Source organism: Enterobacter sp. PTB, from assembly GCF_051130085.1.
GTDB classification, from domain to species: domain Bacteria; phylum Pseudomonadota; class Gammaproteobacteria; order Enterobacterales; family Enterobacteriaceae; genus Enterobacter; species Enterobacter ludwigii.
Window position 1 is genome coordinate 55,612 of sequence record NZ_JBDKEE010000023.1, and the last position, 12,073, is coordinate 67,684.

13 protein-coding genes and 1 pseudogene are annotated in these 12,073 nt (G+C 50.3%); 12 read left to right on the top strand and 2 right to left on the bottom strand.

From position 1 onward, the window contains the following. Positions 1-61 precede the first annotated feature (61 nt). The 10 genes from AAIR21_RS22010 (at position 62) to AAIR21_RS22055 (ending at position 9,334) form a co-directional block, all read left to right on the top strand. Positions 62-799 (top strand): SDR family oxidoreductase, encoded by a 738-nt coding sequence (locus tag AAIR21_RS22010; RefSeq protein WP_183516559.1) that lies wholly within the window; start codon positions 62-64, stop codon positions 797-799. A gap of 232 nt (positions 800-1,031) precedes the next feature. Continuing rightward, positions 1,032-1,946 (top strand): LysR family transcriptional regulator, encoded by a 915-nt coding sequence (locus AAIR21_RS22015; protein WP_049022504.1) that lies wholly within the window; start codon positions 1,032-1,034, stop codon positions 1,944-1,946. A 170-nt stretch (positions 1,947-2,116) separates the two neighbouring features. After that, entirely contained in the window at positions 2,117-2,764 is a 648-nt protein-coding gene (locus tag AAIR21_RS22020; protein WP_183516558.1) for an isochorismatase family protein, read from the top strand. A 334-nt stretch (positions 2,765-3,098) separates the two neighbouring features. Then, on the top strand, positions 3,099-3,662 hold the full coding sequence (aroQ, locus tag AAIR21_RS22025; RefSeq protein ID WP_183516557.1) for a gamma subclass chorismate mutase AroQ: 564 nt from the start codon (positions 3,099-3,101) through the stop codon (positions 3,660-3,662). Positions 3,663-3,759: 97 nt separating this feature from the next. Continuing rightward, complete coding sequence (locus AAIR21_RS22030; RefSeq protein ID WP_410379976.1) at positions 3,760-4,815, top strand: catalase family peroxidase; 1,056 nt, start codon at positions 3,760-3,762, stop codon at positions 4,813-4,815. Further along, positions 4,812-5,357, top strand: coding sequence for a cytochrome b (locus AAIR21_RS22035; protein ID WP_014169034.1), 546 nt, complete (start codon positions 4,812-4,814; stop codon positions 5,355-5,357). Before AAIR21_RS22030 ends, AAIR21_RS22035 begins: the two co-directional genes overlap by 4 nt. Before the next feature lie 75 nt (positions 5,358-5,432). Further along, a complete protein-coding gene (locus AAIR21_RS22040) occupies positions 5,433-6,020 on the top strand; it encodes a TetR/AcrR family transcriptional regulator (RefSeq protein WP_183516555.1) in 588 nt (195 codons plus the stop codon). A gap of 409 nt (positions 6,021-6,429) precedes the next feature. Continuing rightward, a complete protein-coding gene (locus AAIR21_RS22045) occupies positions 6,430-6,924 on the top strand; it encodes a molybdopterin-dependent oxidoreductase (protein WP_020885054.1) in 495 nt (164 codons plus the stop codon). Between the two features lie 16 nt (positions 6,925-6,940). Next, the gene (locus AAIR21_RS22050) at positions 6,941-8,884 is read left to right on the top strand and encodes a putative bifunctional diguanylate cyclase/phosphodiesterase (protein ID WP_032677628.1); all 1,944 of its coding nucleotides are present in this window, start codon (positions 6,941-6,943) and stop codon (positions 8,882-8,884) included. A 63-nt stretch (positions 8,885-8,947) separates the two neighbouring features. Then, a complete protein-coding gene (locus AAIR21_RS22055; protein WP_183516554.1) occupies positions 8,948-9,334 on the top strand; it encodes a hypothetical protein in 387 nt (128 codons plus the stop codon). A gap of 108 nt (positions 9,335-9,442) precedes the next feature. On the opposite strand, the gene AAIR21_RS22060 is transcribed toward AAIR21_RS22055, so the two are convergent. Next, positions 9,443-9,919, bottom strand: a complete 477-nt coding sequence (locus AAIR21_RS22060; protein WP_014169039.1) for a GNAT family N-acetyltransferase — start codon at positions 9,917-9,919, stop codon at positions 9,443-9,445. 92 nt (positions 9,920-10,011) lie between these two features. On the opposite strand from AAIR21_RS22060, the gene AAIR21_RS22065 reads away from it, so the two are divergent. Both AAIR21_RS22065 and AAIR21_RS22070 read left to right on the top strand, forming a co-directional pair. Further along, positions 10,012-10,971, top strand: a complete 960-nt coding sequence (locus AAIR21_RS22065) for a LysR family transcriptional regulator (protein ID WP_183516553.1) — start codon at positions 10,012-10,014, stop codon at positions 10,969-10,971. 15 nt (positions 10,972-10,986) lie between these two features. Beyond that, the gene (locus AAIR21_RS22070; RefSeq protein WP_183516552.1) at positions 10,987-11,343 is read left to right on the top strand and encodes a DUF4440 domain-containing protein; all 357 of its coding nucleotides are present in this window, start codon (positions 10,987-10,989) and stop codon (positions 11,341-11,343) included. A gap of 201 nt (positions 11,344-11,544) precedes the next feature. On the opposite strand, the pseudogene AAIR21_RS22075 reads toward AAIR21_RS22070, so the two are convergent. Next, a pseudogene (locus tag AAIR21_RS22075) lies at positions 11,545-12,018 on the bottom strand (LysE family translocator); the annotation flags it as partial. Between the last annotated feature and the right edge of the window lie 55 nt (positions 12,019-12,073).

Below are 12,073 nucleotides of genomic sequence, written 5' to 3' on the forward strand. Positions count from 1 at the left end.
CTCTCCCGCTAAAACATTAATATCTCCATTCAGACCCCTTTCACTGAAACCGGAGAGAACGATGGACAAAGTCAATAAAACCGCCCTTGTTACGGGCGGTTCCCGTGGTATCGGCCGCGCCATTGCTGAGCGTCTCGCGCGGGACGGTTTTACCACTATCGTGAATTACGCAGGTAATGCCGAGGCGGCTGAGCAAACCGTGCAGAGCATCGTTGCTAGAGGTGGCCGTGCGACGGCGATTCAGGCTGATGTTGCCAGCGAAGCGGATGTCAGCCACTTGTTCCAGCAAGCGAAAGCGGTTACCGGCAGACTGGATGTGGTGGTGCACAGCGCGGGGATCATGCCAATGGCGAAGATTACCCCTGCCGGTCTTCACGATTTTGATCGTGTCATTCATACCAACCTGCGTGGCGCATTTCTGGTGCTGGCAAATGCTGCTGAAACCGTGAGTGAAGGCGGCAGAATCATTGCCCTTTCGACGAGCGTGATCGCCAAATCCTTCCCGGCTTATGGTCCCTATATCGCCTCAAAAGCAGGCGTGGAAGGGCTTGTACACGTGCTGGCAAACGAACTGCGGGGCAGAAATATCACCGTTAATGCCGTTGCTCCGGGCCCCACCGGGACTGAGCTCTTCTTTAACGGTAAGAGCGAAGAGCAGGTTGCGGCCGTTGCAAAACTGGCCCCGCTCGAGCGCATCGGTACCCCAGAAGAGATCGCCAGCGCAGTAGCGATGATCGCCGGTCCGGACGGGAGCTGGATCAACTCGCAGGTTATTCGTGTAAACGGTGGCTTCGCCTAATCCCCCCGACAGGCGGATGCATACGCTTTCGGGGTAAATGAGCGATGAGGCCTGCACGGTCATGCCGCGCAGGCAATAGTCAATATCGTCAATACACCTGCGGGAAACGTCCCTTCCGGGTTGATATTGATCCGACTGATGAGAGTGCGGCGGTGGTCAATGCCATTGCCGAGCGCATCCGCCAGCAATTTTTACAGCTGGCCTGCCGATAAGATATTTGGATTTAAAGAGTATGAAGAAAATGACCTCCCAGAACTTTTCCTGGGATGATTTGAAAACCGTTATGGCTATAGGTGAGCACGGTAATCTGTCACGCGCCGCAGATGCTCTGGGCATCAATCATTCCACCTTGTTTCGTCGGTTGGGGGCCATTGAGACGTCGCTGGCATTAGCCCTCTTTCTGCGTCGCCGCACCCACTACGTTCCGACAAAAGCCGGAACCGCGCTGATCGCCCTGGGACACCGCATTGAAGAGGATATCCACTATGTTCTACAGAACATTGAAGAGGATGAATGCGGTTTTTCGGGGGAGATAAGGGTCACCACGTCGGATGCCCTTTTGCAGGATTACCTTAACCCGCTGATCGCGTCATTTAGCCGGGTAAATCCCCACATTACCTTTCAGGTCTCGACAGGAAATGAATCCGTCAATTTGTTCGATGGCGGGGCGGATATCGCGTTTCGAGCCACCAGAGACATTCCGGAGCATCTTTCCGGCCGTAAGGTGGGATCGGCGTTCTGGGCAGTGTATGGTTTACGTGAACAATGGGAAAAAAAGCAAGTCAATGCTATGGCGCTCACGGAGCATCGCTGGGTCTCCTTCCATTACGCAATGTCTAAGTTAAACGCCTTTCTGTGGATTGAAAAAAATATTCCCGAGAAAAATATCACCTTTCGCGGCGACTCCGTTCTCAGTGTTGCGTCGGCTATCTCAAGCGGGATTGGGATCGGTTTGTTACCCTGCATGCATGGCAATCAGATAGATAAACTGGCTCAGATTAGCCCCATCGTGGAGGGACTGGGTGAAGACATTTGGCTGCTCGCGCATCCTGATGTGAGGAAATCAGCAAAAATAAGGGAATTTATGAATCACTGTTCCCACTATTTAGCAGAGAACAGAAAGAGAATATTCGGACAAACATGTTAATTCCTTTTTTCATATAAAATTCATTAATATTTCACAGCGTTCATTTTTGCAATAAGCCCTTTGCAAAAATGAACGGACAAAAGAATATTTCGTTTTGTATAGTTTTCCCGAGTTCACGAATCAGGTCCTTAATACACTGATAAATTTAAACAAACATCGCGGAAATTATTATGACGATTGTAGCAACACCTGCAGCGGCCAGAAATCTGTTAAGCCCGGAAAACCATGCGCTGATCCTGCTGGATCACCAGAGCCAGATGGCGTTCAATGTGAAAAATATTGATATCGGCCTGCTGAGACAAAATACCGCAGTCCTCGCGGAAACAGGTAAGGGGTTTAATATTCCGACCCTTGTTTCGACGATTTCACGCCATGATTTTGCGGGCCCGGTATTTCCTGAAGTTTCAGCGGTTTTCCCGGATGACGCGTCGTATGTTAACCGATCCACCTCCAACGCATGGGAAGATGGTAATTTTGTTGATGCCGTCAACAAACTGGAGCGCGACCGCCTGGTGTTTGCAGGTCTGTGGACCTCGGTCTGTCTGAATGGTCCGGTTCAGTCTGCCATTGAGCAAGGTTTTGACGTCTATATCGTCACAGACGCCAGCGGTGACATGAGTGCAGAAGCTCATGAACGCGCTGTGCAACGCATGATTCAGGCTGGCGCAAAGCCGATTACTGCCCTGACTTACCTGCTTGAACTGCAACGTGACTGGGCACGTCATGAAACCTACGAACTGACCACTTCGATCAGCCAGAAACATGGCGGAGCGTTCGGTATTGGCATTCAGTATTGTGCAGATATGGTTCACGCCTAAGATAACTCGCCATACGATTTTTTTTGCTGGGGGAGTGGAATGACCGTATGGCCGGTATGCGGGCAGGATGCAGTATTCCTGCCCGCATGTTTTTTCTGAGTTCTGTTCATCTTTCTTCGTTCCCCCTCGCTCGCCGTTTCGGCAGCCTGTCTTACCCCGAATTCTTTTGAAAACCATTCCGAACAAACATGGCATCCAGCATTGAGTAAAAAATGAGTGATGAAATTGACACTAAACCTACCAACTGGTAGGTTGGTTTTCGCTCGCTTTCCAGCCAACCGGATCCGGGCCTGAGAACGTTATTTTTTTACCTATGCGATAAGTGAGATCGGTAATGGAGAAAAAGCATGAGTTAGCGGCAGGGCCATCCATTCAGGGAGATGGCATTGCGGAAACAACGACAGCGACCGAGGTTTTTTCCGGCCCTGGCATGAGTATCAACCTGCGTTTTTGCCTGATGAAAGAGGTTGCGGCGTATAAGGCGCAGCAGGGTCAGGCAATTGCCGACCCTGAACAGGAACGGGACGTGCTTGAAAGAGCCTTTGCTGTCGCCCACGCGTCAGGGCTGGAAAGAGAGAGCGTCAGGTCTTTCATTCAACTGCAGATGAACATTGCGAAGGCTATCCAGCATTTCCATTGTGCCGACTGGCTCATGGAAGAAGACACACCGAGGACACCGATGCCGCTCTCTGCGGTGAGAGCAAAAATTGCCCATGCCGATGAATCAACGCTTCGCAGTATCGCCCGGAAATTAAAAACGGAGGGCGGCTTTTCCGGAGCTGATAAAGCGGCATTCATGCGAGAAATTCAGCATGAAAAAGTACGTGACAGAGATAAAGAGCGGCTCTGGGCTACAGTTAAAAAAATCCTGCTTCATTCATCCTGTGGCGCGTCTTAATGGGCGAGTTATCACGCCAGCAGCGAAAGACGTGCTTAATGTTTTCAGGAATACGTTCTCGCGTATTTGATTGTGTATTCACTGTGTGAGCAAAAATATGACGAACACTTCACTTTCCACCGGCCAAAAAATAGTCCGCCTGTGCCTGGTCGCGATTATTCCCCTTGTCTTGATAGCGCTGTTTCTCTGGTCAGGCGGCTGGCTGACGCCCAATCGTCTGACGTCTGACAAACTGGTTTCGGTATTGCAGAAATCGGGTGGAGAACATCCCGGTTTTCGCCGCAATCACGCGAAGGGCGTGTGCGTAGTGGGGGATTTTATCTCTAATGGCCAGGTCAGTTCGTTATCGCGAGCAGCGCTATTTGCCCCTGGCGAAACGCCGGTTACGGGCCGTTTCGCCATCGCAGGGGGTAACCCAAAAGCGCCGGATTATGCCGTTCCCGTGCGCAGCATGGCGCTGCAATTCAGGCAGAGCAACGGCGAGCAGTGGCGAACAGGCATGAACGCGATGCCACGCTTTCCGGTCTCTACCGTTGAAGACTTCTATGCGCTGCAAAACCTGACTCTGCCCGATCCGGCAACCGGTAAACCCAACCCCGATAAGCTTAAGGCGTTTGTGATCGCGCATCCTCAGATGCAACCCTACCTCGCCTGGGCAAAGCAGTATGTACCTTCATCCAGTTGGGCAAGCGATCGCTTTAATAGCCTGAATGCATTTCGCTTTATAGATAAAGCGGGTAAAGAGCATCTGGTCCGCTGGAGTATGGTGCCGCATATTGGCTCTCAGCCGATGAGCGAGGCGGATAAAAATGATAAAGATTTTCTGCAGCACGATCTTGAAGAGCGCCTGAAGCAAGGGCCGCTGAAATGGGATCTGATGATTACCGTCGCTAAACCGGGCGATCCGGGCAACGATGCAAGCCAGGTCTGGCCTGAAGATCGGCAAACCATCAATGCCGGCATCCTCGTGCTGACGCGTGCAACACCGCAGCAAAACGGTCCGTGCAATGACATCAACTACGATCCGCTGATTTTGCCCGATGGCATTGCACCTTCGGACGATCCTTTACTGAATGCGCGCTCGGCGGCCTATGCCAAATCCTACAATGCGCGTACCCGTGAACAGTCCCGACAGTCAGGAGCTGGCTTATGAAACAGGTTGCTTATTTCCATCCGGCGTTGCGCATTCTGCACTGGTTCATGGCAGCGGCTATCGTGGCAATGCTGTTTATCGGCATTGCGATGGTTTCAACTATTTCGTCGAAACATGCCCTGCTGGTGGCGATCCACAAACCGCTGGGGCTGATGATTCTGGTTCTGGTGGTGGTCAGGCTATGGCTGAGGTTTTATACCTCCGTCCCTTCGCTACCGGCTTCCATACCGGCCTGGCAGCGCCTGATAGCGCATCTCTCACACTGGGCGTTATACCTCATGATGTTCCTTCAGCCCCTGATTGGCTGGGCAATGCAGTCAGCGGCGGGGTACCCCATCACCCTCGGGGGCGGGGTTGTTTTGCCACCCATTGTTCCGGTGAATAACGACTGGTTTGCCATTCTGCGGCCTCTGCACTCTCTGGTTGCGTTGATGCTATTTGCTACCGTGATGCTGCATTTGGCGGCCGCGCTTTTTCATGCGTTAGTGCTGCGAGATGGCGTCTTTGACAGTATGGCGGGGACCGGCAGACGGCGGCAGTAAAGGCGGCCTGTCGGTAGGTTTTCGCTCTGCTCTCTGATATCTTATTGATCTGTATACTGACAATGGGTTACGGCTATGTCCACCGAACGTTCACAGAAAGCAAACGACATTATATTTTTCACCCGACAATTGCTTACCACCGGTGGCTACCGAAGCTTCAGTTTTGCCGACCTTTCTGAAAAGGTGAATATTCGCAAGGCGAGTATTCACCACCATTTTTCAAGCAAGGCGGAGCTGGTAAGGGTCGTCGTGAGCGAGTATCGCCAGGAGGCCCGCGCCGGAATGCAGGCATTAAGCCGTCAGCTAAATAATCCGGTTGCCGAACTTCAGGCCTATGCCGATTATTGGGCCAAATGCATCCAGGACGGTTCCGCGCCATTTTGTATCTGCGCGATGCTTGCCGCCGAACTGCCGACGTTGCCGCCCGAAGTCGCTTCGGAAGTGACGGGACATTTCGCCGATCTCTCTGGCTGGCTGACGGAGTTGCTCGAGAGAGGAGAATGGGAAAAATGCTTTACTGTCCGGTCAACCCACGCCAGCGAGGCGGGGCAGTTAATGGCAACGGTACATGGTGCCATGTTAGCCGCACGCGCGTTTAACGACGCGAAAGTATTTCAGCAAATCGTCCAGCCGGTGATCGACAATATTCTTGTGTCGGATTGATCGCTCGATAGCACGACATTGCTCTTTTAACCTGCTTATAAGGGCGCAATGTGCACCTCTCCTGAGGGTATTCCGTACCAATAATTGACCACTCCGCACAAATTCTGACCGTTTAAGACGCAACGGGGGATTAGAAACGACAATTTTTTCAAATTCCGCCTTCGTCCAATTTTAATAACCTGCTCTGTCTCATATTATCATGGTGTAAAAGGGAGACAGGGACACGTCTGAAGGCTAATCTTTGTTAATGACGATACGGCAAGCAACAACGTCGGGATGGCTGTCATGGACCGTTAAACGAGAGTATAACGGGACCGTTTCGTCCTGGAGTCTTATCTGGTTGGCTGGTAACAATTTGTGTCAGAATAGACGACAAGACATACCTATTTCCTTATTGGAGTCATCGCGCATGAGAATGGCAATCACCCTACTTTTCTTGATTATTTCGACCTGTTCCTGGGGGAAGGAACTCCCTAAGCTTGAAGGGAAACCCGTGTTAACCATCTCCGGGAAAATCGAGAACAGTAATCAAAATGGCGCTGCAGTCTTTGATATCGCTGGCCTGGAAAAAATCGGCCTCGTTACCATGCGTACCCGTAACCCATGGTATAATGACCAGACAAGCTTTGAGGGTATTCCCATGAAAAAACTCATGGAACTGGTCGGCGCCAAAGGCACTGTTCTGAGTGTAACCGCGCTCAATGATTATACGACTGAAATTCCCATTGAAGACTTTACAAAATATAACGTGATCCTTGCAATAAAAATGAACGGCCAATATATGCGCGTTCGCGACAAGGGCCCTCTGTTTATTGTCTATCCTTATGAAAGTAACAAAGAGTTGGATAACCAGGTCTATTACTCGAGATCAGCATGGCAGATTAGCAAAATGGTCGTAGAGTAATAATCTGGAGAAATGCATGAACAGGATCCTGGTAGGCATTATATTTTTCCTATTCATTACAACCGGGTATATTTCATTTCTTTTGCATGAGCGGCAGGAGGATCTGCAAAAACTCAACCATTATAAGGACTCCTGGTCTGTCTCTCAGATGGTTTCAGAATACTACAGGCTGGAGTCGTGGATCAGCCGTTATTCTGACAATAATCCTGATATCACCATGGACGATCTCCGCATGCGGCTGGAGATCATGCTTAGCCAGCGTGAGTTACTGAAAGAAGGCGATTTAGGGAAATATGTAAAGTCGAATAAAAGCCATAATGCACTGGCAAAAAACCTGCATGAAACGCTTGATTACCTTGATCATCATCTGGAAGGGATGAGTCGCGCTCAACTTGCTGATTATCTTGAGAAAATGTATGCGCTTGATTCCTCCCTTAGCCAGTTTTCATCCAGTGCACTCTCCAATGATGTTAACTCCATCAACGAGACAAACCAGAATATACAAAAGCTGTATCGTATCTACTCAGGCCTTTCGGTTCTGCTGATTATTTTAAGTGCGATATTGGGTGTTTTAAACGTCTGCCAGAACAGGAAGATACTTAAAACTCACCGACAGGTTACCAGCCTGGCAAATGAACTCCAAAAATCGAAGGAAATACTCCAGCAACAGAATAAAAAACTGGCGTATGACGTTTACCATGACTCGTTGACGGGGCTTAAAAACAGGCTTTATTTCTGGGATGATCTTATTAATAACATCTCGATAGCGAGCCGCATACACAGGCCTGTCACGGTCATGTTGTTTGATCTCGATCGCTTTAAAGAAGTCAATGACAGCTTTGGTCACGATGCCGGCGATCTGTTATTGCGTGAGGTTGCGCACCGGTTATCCTCCATGAGCAACGAAACAAATACATTCTATCGCCTCGGGGGCGACGAGTTTGCATTATTGTCGCATGAGCTGACAGAAGAAAGTGCCGTTAATCTGGCAATGGAAATCTGTGAGTGCATTAAAAAGCCTTACATAATAGGTAACTCTAACGTCACCATTGGTACCTGCGTCGGTATTGTTGTTTCAGAATTAGAACGACGTTCAGATTACCTTTATAAGTTTGCCGATCTGGCTCTGTATGAAGCTAAACGTGCAGGCTTAAACATGATCAAAGTGTTTCGCCGCATCATGCTGCAAAAGCTCGAGGAAAGCAGAACCCTGGAGCGTGATTTATCAGTGGCAGTCGCAAATAAAGAGTTGGTCGTTTACTATCAGCCGATTGTTGATTCGTACACCACTGAAATATATGGCTATGAAGCCCTTCTGCGCTGGAATCATCCCGTTAAGGGCATCATTGCGCCGGATGATTTTATTTCGGTAGCAGAGAAAACGGGATTCATCCATGAGATAGGCAAAGCCGCGCTTGAAATCGCCTGCAAGGAAGCGACGACATGGAAGGTGCCGGCAAGGATCTCTGTCAACGTGTCGCCGGTGCAGTTAAGCAGTATGAATTTTGTCGATACAGTACGCGCAGTACTGGCCGAAACGGGGTTGCCCGCGACCCGACTCGAACTGGAAGTGACGGAATCTTCGCTGTTTACCGACAGTGAAACCCCCATCGAAATCCTTATGGCGCTCAGAGTGCTGGGCATAAAAATCTCTATTGATGATTTTGGTACGGGCTATTCCTCCCTTTCAAGATTGATTCAGTTAGGCTTTGATAAAATAAAAATCGATAAATCGTTTGTGCGAACAATATCCACGGATGAAGAAACTCAGACCATCGCAAAATTAATGGTCGGCATGGCGAAATGCCTTGATATGGTAATTATTGCTGAAGGCGTTGAAACCAATGATCAACTGTTATGCCTTCAACGTTTAGGGTGTGATTTGGCACAAGGATATCTCTTTGGAAAGCCCGCGCCCTTTATCAGTCAATCAATCAAAGCGGGTGAAACACTTGTTTAATCCTGCGGTGACGCTCCCTGGTCAACACGTGTGCCTGGCGCCTGGAAGAGAAGAGAGGGCGATATGCAGGCGCAACGGCTGAGGGGGGAGGGGTATGAACCGTACGTTGAGCAACAGGGTGACAGACTGACCTACTCTTTGCCGGTCGATTCCGGATTTGTCAGTTTTAACTTCACGTTTGATCTTCGCCAGACCGATCTGGATGTCCTGCTGTCGAGTGATTACAGGCGAGCCGTCCTCGAGATCACGACCCACACCTTGCTCCAGCATTCGACACTGAAGGGGAATGACCGTTTCACTCAGAAAGACTTCGACAATCTGGTCGCAGTCACACTCCATGCATCGCTGGCACTTTTGCACATATTCATTTCGCGCGTGAGCCGTGAGCACAATATTGCCATTGACCATTATGTTGAAGAAATACTCCACCGACGAACGCGCCGCGGCTGAACAGGCCCGAAGCCTGATCAATGTGTTCCTGATACTCCCCTCAACGCGAACATGACTGCCCCTCAACAGAAGCAGCATGCATCTGCAATTTGCCGCATCACGGTCGCGTTATTCGGCAAAGTTCAACAGCGCGTTACCCTCCAGGCGATACCGTACCCATTCGTTTTGAGGTAATGCGCCAATGCTGAGGTAAAAATCAATTGCGGGCTGGTTCCAGTCCAGTACGCTCCATTCAAGGCGTCCGCAGCGCCGTTCCACGGCATATTGCGCAATTTTCTTCAGCATCGCTTTTCCCGCGCCCTTGCCGCGATAATCGGGGGAAATATACAAATCTTCCATATAAATACCGTTACGTCCAAGCCATGTGGAGTAGCTGGTGAAGAACACGGCGTATCCGGCGATTTTCCCTTCAATCTCGCAGATTAATGCTTCGGTATGGCTGCCGTCGCCAAAGAGTGTTTCGCGAATCTCATCCGGTGTGGTGACCACTTCTTGCGGGGCTTTTTCGTAAACCGCCAGCTCATAAATCATATCGTAAATAGCGGAGGCATCTTCCGGGCGGGCCTGGCGAAGGCTGATACTCATATGTTTTCCTGTCTTTTTTGCAAGGCATCGTTATTGATGGCGTTAAGCATAGGGGGTATTGTCAGAAGAATTAAGTGCAATGAAATCACCCCATGATGAATATTATGCATCCAGCGCTACGACGTCTTGATTTAAACCTGTTGCTCATTTTTGACGCCATTTATCGGCACTGTTCCGTTCGCCTCGCCGCGGATGAACTGGCGATGAGCACCTCTGCGTTGAGCCACGCGCTGTCCCGACTGCGTATTGCGCTCAATGACCCGCTATTTTACCGGGAAGGCCACCGGATGTGCCCAAGCGTGTATGCCACCCAACTCGCGCCCTCTATTGCATCAGCACTGAAATTTCTCAATCAGGAGCTGAGTGTACAACCAGCGTTCGTGGCTTGCGAAAGCACGGAGCGGATCCAGATTGCGATCACGGACTTTACCGCGTTGTGCATTTTCCCGACGTTGATGCAGAGACTGCAGCAGGAAGCGCCTGGCTTGCGCTTTGATTTACGCTATTTGCCACACAGCCCGGCGCTGAACGAACTGTTGGCAGGAGAAGTGGATCTGGCGCTGGGATTCAGTACACCCGACGATATCCGCCACAATGAACTGGACGAGATAAACTGGTTTGAGGATGAGTATGTTGTCATCAGCAATACCCGCCGAACACAGCTGACGCTGGAAGATTATCTTGCCGCACGGCATCTGGTGATAACCCCCTGGAACGAAAAGCAGGGGGTACTGGATTTACGGCTTGAGCAGTTGGGGTATACGCGGCAGATAGCGCTTAAGACGCCATCCATGCTGAGTGCCCCGTTTATCGTTGCGGAAAGCGACCTGCTAATGGCCATTCCCCGTTTTGCAGCTGAGAAGCTGAAACATGCTGCCAGTATTCAGATTTTTTCATTGCCGTTCACCATAAGCCCGTTTGAAGTAAAGATTTACTCGCATAAACGCAGTGGCCAGAGAGGGGCAACCAAATGGCTGAAGACGACACTTCACATGCTGGCGGACGAGTTGCCGCAAAACATTTATGGCCATGAAACTGACAGTCGAATTTGAATGAGGGTAAATGCCATGCTTCTGGAACAGTTGAAAACGCTGGAGCGCACGCTTCATGGCAGCAGGCGCAACGATCGTGAATGGCTTGAACAGATACTTCACGAACAGTTCAGGGAAATGACACGATCAGGTGTGTTGATCGATCGTTCGCAGACAATAGAGGCACTTTCTGCCGAAACAGTTATCCCGACCATTCTCAGCAGCGATTTTCAGCTCATCCAAATAAGAGAGGATGTCACGATATTGCACTACAGGACATTCAATGCGGACGGCACTCGCCCGACTTTGCGTTCTTCGTGTTGGGAGCGGGCCGGGAGCGGGCAATGGAAACTGGTATTCCATCAGGGGACACCTGATGCGGAGAGAGGATAGGGTCCCAGGAGCGCACCGCAGAAAACGATATCTGGATCTCAAGTGGGGGGAGTTAAGCCAGCCGACGGAGTGGCCTGAAATAGCGGCATTACTCCGCACTCATTTTAAGTTTATGGGGTCGCTTATCGCTCGTAGCAAACCTTGCGGCTCTTATGTCGGTCCGCTTTGTGCCAGAAGCGGACATTGCCAGCCAGCCCAAGGCTATCTCGTGCTAATAGCAAGTTTAGCCGCGAAGCATAAAAATAAGCCCCCTGTTGCTCTGTCCATCACCCGGACAACGCGACTTTTCTTCAGTACGGCTGATGCAAAATGCGTGGATAAAATGAGAGTGACTGACCATATAGTCCCAATCGCTACGTGGATGCTGACCAGGATAAAAGTCCATATTAAAGGTGAGTGACCGGCAGGTACGAACTGCGGCAAAAAAGAGACATAAAAAATGCCCATTTTGGGATTGAGCACATTCCCCAGCATTCCTCTGATAAACCAGTTCCCCTGAGAAACGTTGTTGCCATCACCATCACTGAAAGATGATCGAGGACGTATCAGCAGTTGTAAGCCCAGCCAGCTCAGGTAGACCGCGCCACAAACTTTGAGCACAGTGTAAGCCATCTCTGAAACCGCCAGAAGAGCACCAAGACCTAACGCAACCAGCGCGCCCCATACAAAACAGCCGTAAGCGCCCCGGCAACGACGTCTGTTGACGCTCCCTCAATCCGGCGATGATAGA